The organism is Massilia aurea, from assembly GCF_040790145.1.
Taxonomy (GTDB): domain Bacteria; phylum Pseudomonadota; class Gammaproteobacteria; order Burkholderiales; family Burkholderiaceae_D; genus Telluria; species Telluria aurea_C.
The window spans coordinates 1-16,977 of sequence record NZ_JBFMMP010000015.1 but is presented as its reverse complement, the minus strand read 5'-3'; the positions used below and the strand labels follow the sequence as shown (position 1 = coordinate 16,977).

Annotated in this window: 17 protein-coding genes and 2 pseudogenes; 8 read left to right on the top strand and 11 right to left on the bottom strand. The window is 65.1% G+C overall.

All coding sequences use genetic code 11. The features are described from left to right. Positions 1–5: 5 nt before the first annotated feature. Complete coding sequence (gene nhaR, locus AB2N08_RS18190; protein ID WP_367612302.1) at positions 6–902, bottom strand: transcriptional activator NhaR; 897 nt, start codon at positions 900–902, stop codon at positions 6–8. 194 nt (positions 903–1,096) lie between these two features. Between nhaR and AB2N08_RS18185 the strand changes: the two genes are divergently transcribed. Next, positions 1,097–2,062: a TerC family protein gene (locus AB2N08_RS18185; RefSeq protein ID WP_367612301.1), complete on the top strand. Its 966-nt coding sequence runs from the start codon at positions 1,097–1,099 to the stop codon at positions 2,060–2,062. Between the two features lie 134 nt (positions 2,063–2,196). Here the strand turns inward: AB2N08_RS18185 and AB2N08_RS18180 are convergent, their stop codons facing one another. Genes AB2N08_RS18180 through egtD form a run of 3 tightly spaced genes read right to left on the bottom strand, consistent with a single transcriptional unit; the run spans position 2,197 to position 5,326 of the window. After that, positions 2,197–3,138, bottom strand: a complete 942-nt coding sequence (locus tag AB2N08_RS18180; protein WP_367612300.1) for a YihY/virulence factor BrkB family protein — start codon at positions 3,136–3,138, stop codon at positions 2,197–2,199. Continuing rightward, the gene (gene egtB / locus AB2N08_RS18175) at positions 3,135–4,361 is read right to left on the bottom strand and encodes an ergothioneine biosynthesis protein EgtB (RefSeq protein ID WP_367612299.1); all 1,227 of its coding nucleotides are present in this window, start codon (positions 4,359–4,361) and stop codon (positions 3,135–3,137) included. Before egtB ends, AB2N08_RS18180 begins: the two co-directional genes overlap by 4 nt. After that, complete coding sequence (egtD, locus tag AB2N08_RS18170; protein ID WP_367612298.1) at positions 4,358–5,326, bottom strand: L-histidine N(alpha)-methyltransferase; 969 nt, start codon at positions 5,324–5,326, stop codon at positions 4,358–4,360. The genes egtB and egtD overlap by 4 nt, the downstream gene beginning before the upstream one ends. A gap of 223 nt (positions 5,327–5,549) precedes the next feature. Between egtD and AB2N08_RS18165 the strand changes: the two genes are divergently transcribed. From AB2N08_RS18165 to AB2N08_RS18140, 6 genes and pseudogenes are all read left to right on the top strand, one after another. Beyond that, positions 5,550–6,428, top strand: coding sequence for a putative selenate ABC transporter substrate-binding protein (locus AB2N08_RS18165; RefSeq protein WP_367612297.1), 879 nt, complete (start codon positions 5,550–5,552; stop codon positions 6,426–6,428). Between the two features lie 20 nt (positions 6,429–6,448). Continuing rightward, on the top strand, positions 6,449–7,264 hold the full coding sequence (locus AB2N08_RS18160; protein WP_367612296.1) for a phosphonate ABC transporter ATP-binding protein: 816 nt from the start codon (positions 6,449–6,451) through the stop codon (positions 7,262–7,264). Between the two features lie 2 nt (positions 7,265–7,266). Next, positions 7,267–8,097, top strand: coding sequence for a PhnE/PtxC family ABC transporter permease (locus AB2N08_RS18155; protein ID WP_367612295.1), 831 nt, complete (start codon positions 7,267–7,269; stop codon positions 8,095–8,097). Beyond that, on the top strand, positions 8,094–8,891 hold the full coding sequence (gene phnE, locus AB2N08_RS18150; protein WP_367612294.1) for a phosphonate ABC transporter, permease protein PhnE: 798 nt from the start codon (positions 8,094–8,096) through the stop codon (positions 8,889–8,891). The genes AB2N08_RS18155 and phnE overlap by 4 nt, the downstream gene beginning before the upstream one ends. A 42-nt stretch (positions 8,892–8,933) precedes the next feature. Beyond that, a pseudogene (locus AB2N08_RS18145) lies at positions 8,934–9,434 on the top strand (ABC transporter ATP-binding protein); the annotation flags it as partial. 316 nt (positions 9,435–9,750) lie between these two features. Beyond that, a complete protein-coding gene (locus tag AB2N08_RS18140; RefSeq protein WP_367612292.1) occupies positions 9,751–10,041 on the top strand; it encodes a hypothetical protein in 291 nt (96 codons plus the stop codon). A gap of 33 nt (positions 10,042–10,074) precedes the next feature. Here the strand turns inward: AB2N08_RS18140 and AB2N08_RS18135 are convergent, their stop codons facing one another. Continuing rightward, a complete protein-coding gene (locus AB2N08_RS18135) occupies positions 10,075–10,566 on the bottom strand; it encodes a hypothetical protein (RefSeq protein WP_367612291.1) in 492 nt (163 codons plus the stop codon). Between the two features lie 306 nt (positions 10,567–10,872). Between AB2N08_RS18135 and AB2N08_RS18130 the strand changes: the two genes are divergently transcribed. Continuing rightward, a complete protein-coding gene (locus AB2N08_RS18130; protein WP_367612290.1) occupies positions 10,873–11,970 on the top strand; it encodes an AI-2E family transporter in 1,098 nt (365 codons plus the stop codon). On the opposite strand, the gene AB2N08_RS18125 is transcribed toward AB2N08_RS18130, so the two are convergent. The 6 genes and pseudogenes from AB2N08_RS18125 to AB2N08_RS18100 form a co-directional block, all read right to left on the bottom strand. Then, positions 11,944–12,864 (bottom strand): Ppx/GppA phosphatase family protein, encoded by a 921-nt coding sequence (locus tag AB2N08_RS18125; protein ID WP_367612289.1) that lies wholly within the window; start codon positions 12,862–12,864, stop codon positions 11,944–11,946. The two genes, AB2N08_RS18130 and AB2N08_RS18125, sit on opposite strands and share 27 nt — an antisense overlap. A gap of 45 nt (positions 12,865–12,909) precedes the next feature. Next, on the bottom strand, positions 12,910–14,082 hold the full coding sequence (locus AB2N08_RS18120; protein WP_367612288.1) for a GGDEF domain-containing protein: 1,173 nt from the start codon (positions 14,080–14,082) through the stop codon (positions 12,910–12,912). Between the two features lie 93 nt (positions 14,083–14,175). Continuing rightward, positions 14,176–14,802 (bottom strand): exopolysaccharide biosynthesis protein, encoded by a 627-nt coding sequence (locus AB2N08_RS18115; RefSeq protein ID WP_367612287.1) that lies wholly within the window; start codon positions 14,800–14,802, stop codon positions 14,176–14,178. Between the two features lie 40 nt (positions 14,803–14,842). Further along, on the bottom strand, positions 14,843–15,091 hold the full coding sequence (locus AB2N08_RS18110) for a hypothetical protein (RefSeq protein WP_367612286.1): 249 nt from the start codon (positions 15,089–15,091) through the stop codon (positions 14,843–14,845). A 93-nt stretch (positions 15,092–15,184) separates the two neighbouring features. Continuing rightward, positions 15,185–16,774 (bottom strand): TrkA C-terminal domain-containing protein, encoded by a 1,590-nt coding sequence (locus AB2N08_RS18105; RefSeq protein WP_367612285.1) that lies wholly within the window; start codon positions 16,772–16,774, stop codon positions 15,185–15,187. An 84-nt stretch (positions 16,775–16,858) separates the two neighbouring features. Then, positions 16,859–16,977, bottom strand: a pseudogene (locus tag AB2N08_RS18100) (IS1595 family transposase); the annotation flags it as partial.

Genomic DNA, 16,977 nt, shown 5'->3' with positions numbered 1-16,977 from the left:
CTGATTCACACGAACAGCTTGTCGCGCGCCAGCGTACTGATGGCCACCGTCGCCGGATGACTCATGCGGCGCTCGGTGGTGATCGCATACACCTGCTCCACCACCCCATCGATCTGGCCCAGTGCCACCACCTGGTATTGCTGGCTCACTTGCGCCGCGATCACCGTCGGCACGAAGAATACCCCCGCCCCCGATTGGCCGAAGGCATTCATCATCGCGCTGTCGTCGAACTCGCCGACGATATGCGGATGCACCTCGGCCTGCTCCAGCCAGCGCAACAGGCGCTGGTGGATCGCGAAATCCTCGCCCGGCAACAGCATCGGCGCATTGTGCAGGCAAGCCGGGAACGGCTGGTCGAACGTGGTCGCCAGCGCCTGCGTGCACAGCGCTGTCATCGGGCTCTGGCCCAGCAGGTGGTTGTAGGCACGCACACTGAAGTGCCCCGGAATCGGCCGGTCGGCAATCACCAGGTCGAGCCGGTGCACGGCCAGGTCGGCGATCAGGCTGTCCAGACGGCCTTCGCGGCAGATCAGCCGCACCGGGTCTTTCAGTTTTAACGCCGGCTCCACCAGCTGGCAAGCGATGAGTTTCGAGACCGAATCGGCGCACCCGATCCGGAATGACATCGTGGCAAAACTTTTATCGCGCACCAGCTCGAGCAATTCGTCGCCCGTGTTGAAGATCGTCTCGGCATAGCTGACGATGCGCCGCCCCGTGTCGGTGAGTTCCAGGCTGCGGCCGGACTTGCGAAACAGCGCCACGCCCAGCGCGTCGGCGAACTCGGACAATTGCCCCGAGATCGAATGGGGCGTCAGGTTCAGTTGCGAGGCGGCCTTGGCAATGCTGCCGGTCTTGGCCACCATCCAGAAGTAGCGCAGGTGCTTGTAGTTCAGGGCAGACATGGCGGCTCCGATACATCGAAAAAACTGATTTAATATGAAATTATATTCGATTTGTACGATGCTTCGCGCTCCCCTATAGTCAAGTCTTCGCCACAAACTGAAGGTGCCATTCCCATGACACACCCAATTTTCCACCCGCCCGACCAAGCCCGGACACACCGGCCGAACAATCCTCGACGTGACGGGAGCATCCGATGAACGGTCTGGAAACCATTGCAAGCCCCATGATGTGGGCGGGCTTCGTCGGCTTCGTGCTGGTGATGCTGGCGCTTGACCTGTTCGTCTTTGGCGGCAACAAGGCGCACAAGGTCAGCGTCAAGGAAGCGGGTATCTGGTCGCTGGTCTGGGTCAGCATGGCCCTGCTGTTCAATGCCGGCCTCTGGTGGTATCTGAAGGGCAGCGTCGGCGCCGAAATCGCCGACCAGAAGGCGCTGGAGTTCTTCTCCGGCTACCTGATCGAGAAAGCGCTGTCGGTCGACAACGTGTTCGTGTTCCTGCTGATCTTTACCGCGTTCCAGGTGCCGCAGCAATACCAGCGCCGCGTCCTGATCTACGGTGTGCTCGGCGCGATCATCATGCGTGCTGTCATGATCAGCGCCGGTGCGTGGGTCGTGAGCGAATTCAGCTGGGTACTGTACCTGTTCGGCGCGTTCCTGCTGTTCACGGGTATCCGCATGCTGGTGGCTGTCGATGAAGAACCGGACGTGGTCAACAACCCGATCCTGAAGTTCGCCCGCAAGCACCTGAAAGTGTCCGAAGGCGACCACGGCGAGAAGTTCTTCGTCAAGATCGACGGCGTGCGTTTTGTCACCCCGCTGTTCTTGGTGCTGATCCTGATCGAAGTGACCGACCTGGTGTTCGCGGTCGACTCGATCCCGGCAATTTTCGCGATCACGACCGATCCGTTCATCGTGTTCACGTCGAATATGTTCGCGATCTTGGGTCTGCGTGCGCTGTACTTCCTGCTGGTGGACGTGGCTGACCGCTTCCACCTGCTCAAGTATGGCCTGGCGATGGTCCTGACCTTCATCGGTGTCAAGATGCTGATCATGCCGTGGTACCACGTGCCGGTGCAGGCTTCGCTGACCGTCGTGGCCGTGCTGATCGCTGGTAGTTGTATCGCCAGCCTGTTCATCACGCAGAAGGACAGCAGCAAGTAAGCCGAGCCAAAAGCCCGTCGTTCCCGCGGAGGCGGGAACCCAAGTTTTCATGCGCTGGCCACAAATGCCGTAGTGGCCAGCGACATACTTGGGTTCCCGTCTTCACGGGAACGACGGGCGCGTTACGTGGTGGCTTACCGGGCTGCCAGTGGCGCCGTTGTCATTGGCGGCGAAGGCGTGTCGTCCGGCGCCTTGCCCACCCGCTCGTATTCCGCAATCACTTGCGCGCCCAGCAGCAACAGGGTCGCCGCGATCTCGAGCGAGAACATGACGACGATCGCCGTCGTCATCGAGCCATACACCAGGTTCACCTGCGACAGCGTCGAGAAATACCAGACCAGGATGTGACGCGCCGCTTCCCACAGCAGCGCCGCCGTCACGCCGCCGATGGCGGCGTGCCACAGCGACAGCCGGCCCACAGGCATCACGAGATATATCGACGTGAGCACGAGGATCTCGCCGATCAGCCCCAGCAGATACAGCAGCGCGCCCGATACGCCATTGAGCGACCAGTGGTAATTGAACAGCCACACGCTTTCGCGCCCCATCACCTGCAAGGCGCCGGCGACCAGCGTGACGACCATGATGCCGAAGCCCAGCGCCAGGATGTAGCAGTACGGCAGCACGGCCGAGACCAGGTAATGCCGGCGCCGGATCGCCACCCGGTGCACGAAGATCACGCTCATCGCGTTTTCCAGCACAGTGAAGGCGAGCGAACTGAAGAACAGCATCGTTACCACCAGCACCCAGGTGATCAGTTGGCGGTCATCGAGGAAGTGCGCCACCTCGGCCACGATCGGCGCCGACTGCCCCGGCATCAATAGTTGCAGGTAGCGGCTGAGCGTTTCGAGCAACTCGGTCGGGTCGATGAAGTGCGACAGCACCACCATCACCAGCATCAGGAACGGCACGATCGACAGCAGCGCGTAATACGCGACGGCGCCGGCCAGCAGCAAGCCCTGGTTGGCGCGGAACCCTTTCAGGACTTGCAGCGTGAACTTGAGCGGATGGGAAAGAATGTAGACATTGGCGCGCTGGTCTTTCAGGCGCGCGCGCCAGTCACGCCGACGGCTCATCGGGCGAGGCGAATGCCGGTAAATTGCCAGCGTGCGCCTGTCGGGAAGAAGTTGCGATAACTGGGCCGCGCGTGACCGCCAGGGGTGGCGCAGGACGAGCCGCGTAAAACATACTGATTGATCATGAACTTGCCGTTGTATTCGCCGATGGCGCCTGGCGCTGGTGCGTAGCCGGGATACGGTGCGTAGCTACTGCTGGTCCATTGCCAGCAAGCGCCGAACATCTGTTGCAGGCCGGCGCCGCTGGCGGCGTCGGGGTGATGGGCCGGGCCGCAACCCAGGCAAGCCTGGCGCGCCGCGAACTCCCATTCGAACTCGGTTGGCAGGCGCGCACCCGACCAGCGCGCGAGCGCGTCGGCCTCGTACAGCGACAGGTGCGTGACGGGCCGCTCGGCGTCCAGCGGCTGCAGGCCGTGCAGCGTGAATTCGTGCCAGCCGTCGGGGTCTTCGACCCAGTACAGCGGCCGGGCGATCTCGCCGCGGCTGACAAGGTCCCAGCCCTCGGCAAGCCACAGCGCTGGATCGCGGTAACCGCCGGCCTCGATGAAGGCGCGGTATTCGCCATTGGTGACCAGGCGCGACGCCAGCGCGAACGGCGCCACATAGGTGCGGTGGCGCGGCAATTCATTGTCGAAGCAAAAACCGTTGCCGCCATAGCCGACTTCGGCCAGGCCGCCGTCGAAATCGAGCCAGGCCAGCGGCTCGGCAGGATCTGCCGGCGGCATCGCATCGGTGGCATACGCCGGATACAGGGGATTTTGCGCCAGCAGGTGCTTCACGTCGGTCAGCATCAACTCTTGGTGTTGCTGCTCGTGCTGCAGACCGAGTTCGATCAGCGCGGCCAGCGGCGCATCGATGCCGCGGGCGAGCAGGTCGGCAATGCGGCGGTCGACATCGGCGCGGTACGCCTTGACGACTGAGAGCGCCGGGCGTGTGAGCAAGCCGCGCTGGGCGCGTGGATGCTTGTTGCCCACGCCGTTGTAGTACGAATTGAAAATGACCCGGAACGCCGGGTGAAACGGCGCGAAGTTGGCCTCGCGCGGCTCGAGAATGAACGTTTCGAAGAACCACGTCGTGTGCGCCAGATGCCATTTGATGGGGCTCGCGTCCGGCATCGACTGCGCGCAGCAGTCTTCGTCGGACAAGCCCTCGGCCAGCTGCAGCGACCGTGACCGTACCTGCGCGAAAGCGCGTGGCAAGCTGTCGTCGCGCATCATGTTCATGATGCAATCGCCTGCGCGTGAATGACGGCAAACCAGCGCTGCGGATCGGTCCAGACCCGAGTGGCCTCGAAGCCCGAGCGTTCGAGGAGCTTGATGGCATCGGCCTGCTGGTACTTGTAGCTGTTCTCGGTGTGGATGCGCTCCCCGGCCTCGAAACGGCGCTCGCCGCCGCGCCAGCGCACGGTTTGCGCCGTGCGCGCTTCGAGATGCATCTCGATGCGGCCCATCGCCGCATTGTAGGCGCCGCGATGCTGCCAACCCCTGATGTCGAAGTCGCCGTCGATCAGGCGGTTCACGTGGCGCAGCAGGTTCAGGTTGAAGGCCGCCGTGACGCCCAGCGCGTCGTCATAGGCCGCGTCGAGCGTGGCGTGATCCTTGGCCAGGTCGACGCCGATGAGCACGCCGCCATCGTCACCGCACTGGGCGCGCAGGCGCACAAGAAAACCCTGCGCTTCGTCGGGCGTGAAGTTGCCGATCGACGAACCCGGATAAAAGAACAGGCGCCGCCCGGCGTTCACTTGCGGCGGCAGCACGAACTGGCTCGAGAAATCCATGCCAAGTGCTTCCATCGCGATCTGCGGGAAACGCTGGCGCAGGCGCGCCAAGGCGTCCTGCACGAAGTCGGTGGAAATGTCGATTGCCACGTATTGCGCCGGCTGCAGCAGTGGAAACAGCGCCGCCGCCTTGGCGCAGTTGCCAGCACCCAGGTCGACCAGGGTGGCCCCCAGGCCGGCCGAACGGGCGATTTCGGCGCCATAGCGACTGAAAATCGACGCTTCGGTGCGTGTCGGGTAATACTCGGGGAGTTCGCAGATCGCTTCGAACAGTTTCGAACCGAGAGCGTCGTACAGGAATTTGGGGGAGATCCAGGCGCCCGGCGCTTGCAGGCCGGCGTGCAGTTCGTCGGCTTCGTGGGCGCTGTGGCCACGAGCGGCGACGTCTTCGGATGTACAGGAAGTCAGCATAGGTTTATCATTCGTGCCGCCACGACGCACCATGCGAGATGGCCTGTGAGTGTTACGCGTTACTGAAACGTTACTGAAACTGGAAATTGGTAATGGGTACGCTTACTGTTGTATTGCCGTTTTAGCTATCATAGCGGATTCCCCGAATTCGTCTTGTTCGCAACAACCAAGCGTGCCGCCCCTGTGGCTGCACTGTTTTCTTAATTTTTAGACAAGAGCCTCCATGACCCTGTCCTTCCGCCGCCACGTTCTCAAAACCCTGTGCGCCGCCGCTGCCGGCACGATGATGATCGCAGGCGCCGCCCACGCACAGAGCAATGGCGTGCTGCGCGTTTCGGCCATTCCCGACGAATCGCCGACCGAACTGCAGCGCAAGTTCAAGCCGCTGGGCGACTACCTGGCCAAGGCCACTGGTCTCAAGGTCGAGTTCACCCCGGTGACCGACTACGCTGCCTCGGTGGAAGGCCTGGTCAACCGCAAGATCGACATGGTCTGGTTCGGCGGCTTCACCTTCGTGCAGGCGAACGTGCGCAGCAAAGGCCAGGTCACCCCACTGGTGCAGCGCGTGGAAGACGAAAAATTCCGCTCGGTCTTCATCACCACCGTGCCGACCATCACCAAGCTGGAAGACCTGAAGGGCAAGACCCTGGCCTTCGGCTCGGAATCGTCCACCTCGGGCCACCTGATGCCGCGCTCGTTCCTGCTGCAAGCCAAGATCAACCCGGACGCCGACCTCAAGCGCATCGCGTTCTCGGGCGCGCATGACGCGACCGTGGCCGCTGTCGCCGGTGGCAAGGTCGATGCGGGCGCGCTGAACATCTCGGTCTGGGAAAAACTGGTCGAGGCCAAGAAGGTCGATCCGAAGCAGGTGCGCGTCTTCTACACCACCCCTGGCTACTTCGACTACAACTGGACCGTGCGCACCGACATGGACCCGGCCCTCAAGAAGAAGATCACCGACGCCTTCCTGGCGCTGGACGATTCGACCCCGCAAGGCAAGGAAATCCTGGAACTGCAACGCGCCACCAAGTTCGTGCCGACCAAGACCGCCAACTACGGCGCGATCGAAGCGGCTGCGAAAAACGCCGGCCTGCTGAAGTAAGCACGGCAGAGTCGATACCGATGGCGACCTACCGCCTGCGCGGCGTGACCGTGCGCCACCTGGCCGGCACGCAAGCGCCTGCCTTGCACGCGCTCGACCTCACGATCGGCGCCGGCGAACAGGTCGCCCTGATCGGCCCGTCCGGGGCCGGCAAGACCACCCTGCTCGCGACGCTGGCCTGTGCCCACCGTCCGGGCGAGGGTGCACTGGAAATCCTCGGCCAGGATCCGTGGGGGCTCACGCACGCCGAGCGCCATCGCCTGCGCGCGCGTTTGTTCCTGGCGCCGCAAACGCCGCCGCTGCCGGCGCGCCAGCGCGTCGTCACGGCCGTACTGGCTGCCCGCTTGCCGCACTGGACGCTGTGGCAGGCGTTACGTTCGCTGGTGCGGCCGCACGACCCCGACGCGGCCCACGCCGCACTATCCCGCTTTTCACTGGGCGACAAGCTGTACGCGCGCGTCGACCGCCTGTCCGGCGGCGAACGCCAGCGCTGCGGCCTGGCGCGCCTGTTATTGTCCGATGCCGAAGCGCTGCTGGTCGACGAGCCGATTTCGGCGCTCGACCCGGCGCTGGCCCGTCACACACTGGCCACGCTGCGCCAGGAAGCCGCCAAGCGCAACGCCACGCTGGTCTGCAGCCTGCACCAGGTGGATCTCGCGCGCGAACAGTTCGCCCGCCTGGTGGGCCTGCGCGACGGACGCATCGTGTTCGACGCACCGCGCGACCAGGTCACCGACACCATGATCGCCGACCTGTACGCCAACGAGAACGTCGAACCGCACGACGCGCCGCCCCACGACACGCCTGCACAAATCGCCGTCGGCGCCTGTTTCTAGGCATGGGGCGTAACGCAGTTCTTCATCCCGACCCGGCCTGGCGCACGCGCCTGACGGCCGCCGTCGTGTTTATCCTGCTGCTGTATCCGCTGCTGGTCGCGGCCGAATTCAAACCCTGGCTGCTGTTCGACGCGCAAAGCCTGCGCGCGGCCGGCGGCTTCCTGCGCGACTTCCTCACGCCCGAAACCGATCCCGAATTCCTGGCGATGGTGCTGCGCGAGACCTGGCAGACGGTGGCCATTGCCACGGCGGGCCTGACGCTCGCGCTGATCGTCGCCATCCCCGCCACCTTCGTCATCAGCGAGCGCCTGTCGATCTCGCGCCTGGGCACCGGCCGCATTCGCCCAATGGCCGGCATCGTGCGCCAGATCCTGCGCTGGATCTTGATGGTGCTGCGCTCCGTGCCCGAACTGGTGTGGGCGCTGCTGTTCGTGCGCATCGTGGGCCTGGGGCCGACCGCCGGCGTGCTGGCCATCGCCCTGTCGTATTCGGGCATGCTGGCCAAGGTGTATGCCGAGATTCTCGAATCGTCCGACGCGCATGCCACCGACGTGTTGCTGGCCAACGGCAGCGGCCGGCTGCCGGCGCTGCTGTATGGCGCCCTGCCCGATTCGAGCGCCGAACTGGTGTCGTACACCGTGTATCGCTGGGAGTGCGCGATTCGCGGCTCGGCCGTGATGGGCTTCGTCGGCGCCGGCGGCCTGGGCCAGCGGCTCGATGAATCGACCAAGATGATGGCCGGCGGCGAAGTGGCCACCATGCTGATCATGTTCGTGCTGCTGGTGGCCGGCGCCGACCTGGTCTCGAAGCTGCTGCGCCGGAGGATCGGATGACCGATCAAACCACCATCCCGGCGCCGCCGCCGCGCCAGATCGGCACCTGGGTCATTCTCGGCGGCCTGCTCGCGCTGATCGTCGCCAGCTTCGCCTCGCTGCCGCTGCAATGGAGCGCCTTCTTCACGCGCGAAGCGGTCGATTCGGCGTCCGAATTCCTGGCCGGCTTCGCGCCGCCCGACACCGCCCCGGCATTCTTGGGCAAGACGCTCGTCGCGTTCTGGGAAACGCTGGCCATGTCGGCCATCGGCACCATCCTGGCCGCGCTCGTCGGGCTGCCGCTGGCGCTGGCCGGCGCCGGGCGCATGGGCCGTGCGGCGCGCGCCGTCACGCGCCTGGTGCTCAATGTGCTGCGCTCGATCCCCGAACTGGTGTGGGCCGCCGTGCTGCTGGTGCTGGCGGGCCTGGGGCCGCTGGCCGGCACGCTGGCCCTGGCTGCGCACACGGCCGGCGTGCTGGGGCGCCTGTTCGCCGACGCGCTGGAAAACATCGAGCCGCACGCCGAGCAGAGCCTGCGCACGAACGGCGCGCGCCCGCTCGCGGCGTTTTTATACGCGACGCTGCCGCAGGCGCTGCCGCAGATGCTGTCGTACACGCTGTACCGCTGGGAAAACAATATCCGCGCGGCGGCGGTGCTGGGCGTGGTCGGGGCCGGGGGCTTGGGCCAGATGCTCAAGTACCACCTGTCGCTGTTCCAGATGCCCAGCGCCGCCACCGTGGTGATCGCGATGCTGGTGCTGGTGGCGCTGGTGGATGCAGCCAGTTATGCGCTGCGCCGCGCACTGACCCGCTGACCCGCTGACCCGCTGACAGGATTGCGTAAATACAAGGCTCGCATGCTCGAACTCGACCAGCTCACCAAATCCTACGGCGGCCGCACCGTGCTGGCCGAACTCTCGCACGTGTTCAAGGCCGGCGAATTCGTCGCGATCATGGGCGAATCTGGCGTCGGCAAATCGACGCTGCTGAACCTGATCGCGGGTCTGGACACGCCCGATGGCGGGCGCGTGATCATCGACGGCACGCCGATCTCGAATCTGGACGACGACGCCGCCACGCGCCTGCGCCGCACCCGCATGGGCTTCATCTTCCAGGCCTTCCATGTGCTGCCGCACCTGACGCTGCGCCAGAACGTGGCGCTGCCGCTGCTGCTGAACAAGGCGCCGCTCGAGCGGGCCGACGCCATGCTGGGTGCCGTGGGCCTGCACGGGCGCGGCGGCGACTTTCCGCGCCAACTCTCGGGCGGCGAAATGCAGCGCGTGGCAATCGCCCGCGCGCTGGTGCACCGCCCTGCCCTGCTGCTGGCCGATGAACCGACCGGCAACCTCGACCCCGACACCGCCGCCGTGATCCTGCAACTGCTGCGCGACGAAACGCGCGCGCATGGCGCCGGCGCGATCATGGTCACCCACTCCCACGCCGCGGCCGCCATGGCCGACAAGGTTTTATTGCTGACGCACTCTGGGCCGAAATTAGCGTAAGTTCCCAGAAGAAACGCTCGAATAGCTGCGATTTAGTTAAATGATACGAGGCGTGCGCGACGCAATCGTAGTAATATCGCAACGACCTGCCGCAAAACGCCGTCAAAACAGGCAGGAAAACTCCAGAACGATTGATCTGTCTTGAATCATGTTTTCATATGGGAGAACCGACATGACCGTACGACAGAAAAAACAGGAATTGCTCGAAGCGATGCAACGAGCACGGGCGCTGGAGCCATCGAGCTTCGTACCGAACAAACTGCTCGACACGCTGATCGAGCGCATGCAGTTGAAAAACGACGCCGAGCTGTGCCGCGTGCTGGAAGTGCAGCCTCCGATCATCAGCAAGATCCGCCATCGCAAACTCAATGTCGGCGCGACGATTTTATTGCGCATGCACGAAAAGTCGAATATCCCGATCCGAGAGCTCAAGGAGCTCACCAGCGACTCGGCGCTTCACTGACGGCGCGCTATTGCATCGCTATTGCATCGCTATTTATTCCTGCACCGGCGGCCGCCCGGTCTTGAGCTGGGGCAGCGCCGCCAGCACGCCCTGCAAGGTGGCCACGTCGAGCTGGCCCAGCAGGGCCACGCCGATGCGCAGCAGCTCGCTCTTCTTGACATCGATCCCGGCGCGCAGGCAAGCCTGCTTCACTTCCAGCAGCACCGCGTACTCCCCTTCCGGCATCGTGAAACTGTCGCGCACCAGTGCCGGACGGGACGCCATCGCCGGCGCACGGTCGACGAGCGCCATGGCGGGCGACCTGGCGACGGCGCGCGCCGGGGCTGGCTTCCTGGCCGGCGCGCCAGCCAGTGCCTTGGCTGCCGTCTTGACGGCCGCCTTGACAGTGGTTTTCGCCGGGGCTTTGGCGGGCGCTGTCGATTTGGCAGCAGCCCCGGGGACGGCGACCTTGCCCGGTTTGGCAGCGGTCTTGACTGCCGGCCGTGCGGCGCGGGGTGCTGATCTGGCGGCGGGTTTGCGGGGCATGGGCCGCTCCATCGTTAACAAGGCAAACAATATAAACGATTTAGCAGTATGCTGGCGGACTGGAATGCACGATGGGTACGCAGGCAACGCCGACGGATGGCGTCAATCCGGGGGGCAATACTGGCTTCATAGAGCGAGACTTCTGTTTTTTTGAAGTAAAGCTTCGACAAACTCCTCTTTTACAGGAAATGATCCTGAATTATCCTGCCAAGGCCACGACTCTGCTGTAAACTTGTCGGCGCCGCGAGTCTCGCCTCGCGGGTCCCATGCGCACCGAAGTAATTTATGAACCCGACTCAGGCCAGTATGCGCACCAACACTCAATGGATCCTGCCGGTGGTGTTTGCCGCCGCGCTGGCCCTGCTGCTCCAGCATTTCCTCGGCTCGATCGCGTGGGCCGGCCTGCTGGCCGTGATCACCTGGCCGCTGCACCAGCGCATGCTGCAGCGCGGCTGGCCGCCGCTGGCCAGCGCCGCCTTCATGCTCGTGCTGCTCATCGTGAGCTTCGTCGGCCCGTCCGTGTTGCTGTTCCATACGCTCAGCAGCGAACTGGCGGCCCTGCAGCGCCTTCTCATCAGCTTCAACCAGACCGGCGTGCCGGTGCCGGCCTGGCTGACCGGCCTGCCGCTGGTGGCCGAGCCGGCAGTCACTTGGTGGCTCGAACACCTGGCCGTGCCCGGTGGCCTGAACGCCCTCGTGCGCACGACCGTTGGTGATTTCATGCCGCACCTGACCGACACCGCACGCGTGTGGGGTTCGACCATCCTGGCCAACGCGCTATACCTGTTCCTCACGCTGCTGACGCTGTTCGTGCTGTACCTGCACGGCGCCGCCGTGCTGCACTACATCGACGGCGCCGGCGCGCGCGTGGCGCCGAACCAGTACGCCAGGCTGCGCCGCGTGCTGCCGCTGTCGGTACGCGGCACGGCGCTCGGCCTGGGTTCCATCGCCATCCTCGAGGGCATCGTGCTGGGCGTGGCCTACTGGATCGCCGGCGCGCCGGCCCCGGTGCTGCTGGGCGTGATCACCGGCTACCTGGCCCTGATCCCGGGCGGTGCGCCGCTGTCGTTCACGATGGTCTCGCTGCTGCTGTTCGGCCAGGGCCATTCGGCCGAGGCGCTGGGCCTGTTCACCTGGGGCGCGGTCGAATTGTTCCTGGTCGATAAATTCATCCGCCCGAAACTGATCGGCAAGGCCGTGAACCTGCCGTTCCTGGCGGTGCTGTTCGGGCTGCTGGGCGGTGTGTCGACGCTGGGCGTGATCGGCCTGTTCGTCGGCCCACTGATGATGGCGATCCTGTTCGGCTGGCTGCGCGACGCGACGCCGGCAACCCCGCTCGTCATCAGTCCGGCGGTGCCAGATGCCGCAGTCGACGTCTCAGACCAGGCCCAGCGGATTCGCTAGCGTATCGAAGACGGCGCCGGCGCGCTGGTGCATGTCCCACAGCGCGCCGACCCGCAGGCCGGCCGCCACTGGCGCCACAGCCGCGATCTCGAGTTCTTCCATCAAACCGCACAGCAGCGCCAGCCCTCCGGCCAGGTGGCCCCGCCGATTGGTGTCGATGAAGATATCGCGCAACACCGCCAGATCGGCCTGCGTGATGGGCATGCGCTCGCCCCGCTGTGCGATCCCGGCCAGCGCGCGCACCGTGCCGCAAGCGCCATACGCCATATCCCAGCCGCGCGCCCCGAACCCGGCTTCCGCAAAGCGGCTGCGGCTCGAGCGCACGGCGGCGTCGAACCCCGCTGCGTCGATGCGGCCGTTCGCGAAAAACGTCAGGCTCTGGCGCACGGCGCCGAGTGCGAACGATTCGATGCGCCGGATCGTCGGACCCTGCCCGATCACCAGCTCCGTCGAGACGCTGCCGATGTCGAGCACGAGCCGTGGCGTGTTCTCGCCAGAGCCCAATGAATTGGCGACGCCGAGGTACACCAGGCGGCCGGCCTCGTCGCCCGCGATGATCTCGACCGGGTGACCGAGCGCGCGCCCGGCGGCCGGCAGGAACAAGGATGCATTCTTCGCCATGCGCAGGGCCGCCGTGGCCACCACCCGCACCGCGCGCGGCCGCCAGGCGTCGAGCGCGCCCCGGAATTGCGCCAGGCACGCCAGGGCGCGCCGCAGCGCTGCGCTATCGAGCATGCCGTCTTCGTCAAGGGAGGCCGACAGCTCGACCTTCTCGAACATGGTCGCCACGAGTTCGAGCGCGCCATCGTGAAAGCGGCCGATGTGCAGGCGAAAGCTGTCCGAGCCTAGCTCGACAGCGGCATAGATGGGGGATTCCTGATCAAGGGGCGGCATGGCTCATGAGCATAAGCGGCCACCGTGACGGGCGTGTTACACCTGTTATATATCGGCGACCGCATCGGCCGCCAGCGCAACGCGGTTACGGCCGGCCTGTTTGGCCAGTTGCAGCGCCTCGTCGGCGCGCTGGAACAGTGCCGTCGTGCTGTCTTCGGGCCGGATCGTCGTCACGCCGAAGCTGGCCGTGAGCTTGATCATCGCCCGCTCGCTCTTGACCGGCGTGGTGTCGATGGCCGCACGGATCCGTTCGGCGACAAGCGCGGCCTCCTCGAGATTGGTACGCGGCAGCAGCACGGCGAATTCGACGCCCACCACGCGCCCCAACTGGTCGCTGTCGCGCAGCTGGCGCCGGCACAGCGCGACCATCTGGTGCAGCACCACGTCGCCGGCCGGATGACCATAGCTGTCATTGACGCGCTTGAAGCCGTCCAGGTCGAACACGATCAGCGCGGTCGGCAGGCCGGGCCGGCGCGCCAGCGCCATCCACGGCGCCAGCAGCTGGAAAAAGCCGCGGCGATTCGGCGCATCGGTGAGCGGGTCGACCGTCTCGAGGCGCTGCAGCGTGTCTTGCAGGCGCTCGCGGGTCAGGAGCAGCACGCCGAAGGCATTGCCGAGCAAGAGCAGATACAGGGCGCCGCTGGAGAATTGGCTCAGCAAATCGTTCGAGAGCCAGCCCCAGCCGCGTGGCAGCAGCAGCACCGACAAGCCGCGCGCCGCCACCACCAGCGCCAGCGCCGCCGTGGCCAGCGCCAGGAAGCGCTGCAGCAGGCTCGCCTCACCCCAGCGCCAGCCCAGCGCCAGCGCGCCGGACAGGTAGAACACGCCGAGCAGGAGCGACGCCGCCACGCTGCGCAAGCCCTCTTCGTCGATCAGGTAGCACAGGAAGAAGACCAGGATCGCCACGCCGGCCACGATCAGGGTCGGCGTGCGCCAGCCGGGCCGGCGCGCCGCCTCCCACGAGGCGCCCGCCTCGATCGCCACGCCGGCGAACAGCAGCGCGTAGCCGCCCGGGATCGAGATCGGGGCCGGCACCACGCCGGAGTCGCCCAGCGCCAGCAGCAGCCAGGCGCCGCCCTGGATCTGTTTCGACAGGCTCCAGAAGGTCAGCGCGGGAGGACGGATGGGACCGTGATTGAAAAACGTCAGCAGCGCGCACAGTGTCAGGTTACCCAGTGCGAGCACCAGCACCATCGTCGACGCGTCCAGCATAGGCATGTCATTACTCATGTTCGGCGTTCCGGGGTGAAGGTATCCTGCTGGCGGCCAGCTTATCAGAAAGAGATGCCTTGCAACAAGCCAGCCCTGCCCTCAACCTGCGAAGCGGTTGAACACCTCGCGCATGGCCAGGCCACCGCCACCGATCAGTACGCTGAAATAGATGATGGTGACGACATTGCTGATATGGCCGAGCAGGATGCAGACGCCGTCGCGCTGCAGCAGCCCGATCGCCAGGAACAGGATCGCCACGGCCGGGAACGTATTGCTGAACGGGATCAGGCCGAACGGCATCATCAGCAGCACGGCGCCCAGGATCAGGGCCGCGTTATTGAAGAAGGCGACCGGCCCCTGGGCCACCAGCCACTGGATGCGGTTGGGTTTGCTCACACGCTCGAGCTTCTTGAGCCACGAGAGCGCCTTGCGCAGCAGTGGGCGCAGCTTGCGGGTGCCGATGACGCGGTGCTCGAGCTTCGACGGAATCCACAGATCGCGCCCGAACAGGCGGCTCACGCTGATGAGCAGGATCGCGGCGCCGAACACGGTGCTCACGCCGGGGATGGAAATCGGGATCAGGAACACCAGCGTCAGCAGCGCCACCAGGATCAACAGGCCGTCATTGCCGACGCTGCGGATCAGTTCACTGAGGGTGATGCCGGTGCGCGGCATGGAGCGGACCAGGGCGCGCAGGCGCTGGGAGACTGGTGGTTCAATAGGCATTGTGTCTTCTTGTGGTCTGACGGGAGGCGCGGCGAGTGGCTTATTGGCCGACGCAAATGATCCGGGTTTCGTACTCGGCTGCTTTTTCTTTCTTCGTGGTGGCCCAGGCAATGACTTCTTCGGCTTGCACGATCGTCATGACGGTCGCCTTTTCCTTGTTCTTGATGAACGAAACGCCTTCGAACTTGCCTTCCTTGCTGCGCATGACCTTGGCGAAGACCGGTGGTTTCTTGCCCTCGTCCGAACGCTTGTCTTGCCGGACGAGATAACGCTGCTCTGCTGATTCCATGAAAATATTCCGTACGTGATCGATCAAAGCGCTATTTTACGGTGCGCGCATTGCTGGCACGTGAAAATCTCATCGGCCCGCTCATTGGCCCGCTCATCGCCCCATCACGCCAACCACCTGCACCAGCACGATCTTGAGTACCGTCATCGACGGAAAAATCATTGCGTAGCCGATATCGGGCCGGTCCGTCGGCGCGATCCGGTTGGCAAAGGCCAGGATGGCGGGATTGCCGGTGGTGCCGGCCACGATGCCGACCACGCTGTCAAATGGCAGCCGAAACACGAACAGCGCAATGAGCATCGTGACGATGACGAGAGTGGCGGCAATGGCGCTGCCGAGCAGCAGGTACAGCAAGCCATCGTTGGCAATCGCGGCGGCAAACGTCGCGCCCGACGACATGCCGACGACCGCGAGAAACAGCGTCAGCCCGAAATTGCGCAAGACCAGGTTGGCCGAGATCGGCATCGCCCACTGGAACATCCCACTGCGGCGGCGCCAGCCGAGCACCAGCGCGACCAGCAGCAAGCCGGCAAAGCCGAACGAGAATTGCCCGATCAGCGGCAACGGCCACACAATCGCGCCGAAGGCCAGGCCGAGTGTCACGCCGACACCGATGCCGATATAGCTCACCTCCCCCGTGCTGCGCACCGAGTCGCCGAACAGCTTGCGCAGTGCCGGAAAACTGCTGCGCGGCGCAAGCACGCCGATGCGGTCGCCCATCTCGAGCAGGCGCGACGGGCTCATGACCAGATCGGCGTCGCCGCGCCGCAGGTGCAGGATGCGGGCGTTGAGTGCGGGCGGCAGGGTCAACGCGCCCAACGGCAAACCGGCCATGGCGGCGCTGGAAATGAAAAAGCGTTCGTAGTCGAGGTCGCTCCGGTCATGCAGCATGCCGCCCGGATGCGCCGGTCCGAAGCGCGTGGCGACTTCGTGCAGCAACGTCTGGTCATTGCCAGCCACGAGCAGACGGTCGCCCGGCTCGATGCACATGGCGCTGTCGGCCACCAGGTTGTGCTCGCCGCGCCGGATGGCGACGATGGCCACACCGCCAGGCAGGCGCACGGCGGCCTCGGCGAGGGTCATGCCCAGCACGGAGAATTCGGCGACATCGATTTCTTCCAGATGCAGGGCCGATGAGACCGGCGCAGCGGTGCTGGGCTTGAACACGGCGTTGTACAGGCCGAGCAGCAAGATCGGCACGGCCACGCCGACAGGGTACGCCACCGAATAGCCGGTCGCGGCCGACGTGCCGAAGACGGCCAGCGCAGCCTGCAGCGCAGCGGTGCTGGTGCCGGCACCGGCAAATGCGCCCAGCGCTTCGGGCAAGGCGAAGATCGGGAACAGCAGCGCCGCGCCCACGGCCAGCGCCAGCGCCGTGACCACGGCCAGCAGCGCGGCAAGGTTGGCCTTGATGCCTTCCGGCGTCGTCAGACCGCGGAAAAATTGGGCGCCATAGGCGATGCCGACGCCGTACAGAAACAGCAGCAGGCCGAGGTTGCCCAGCATCCCGGGCAGCACCAGGTCAGGCGCGGCCGCGCCGACGGCCAGGCCGACGAACAGCACCGCGCCGGACCCGAGCGACAACCCTTTCACGCTGACCGCCCCCAGCAAGTAGCCGGCCGCGATGGTGAAAAATAGTGCGAACATCGGCTGGTGCGTGAAGAACGTCGTGATGGCGGTCATGTAGGCGCTGCCTTGATAGCATGTGTGTGATGCAGTCTACGACATGCGCCCTGTGACCGGCCTTTATTCAAGGCGCTGTCACCGTTATCTGTAGATCAGACTGATAGCGATACGTAGCAATTGTTTGGCGGTCATTATCCGGCCGCCGTCTAGTGCCCACCACCAACCCAGATAGTTCGGCAGGTAACGCGACGCCACGCCAT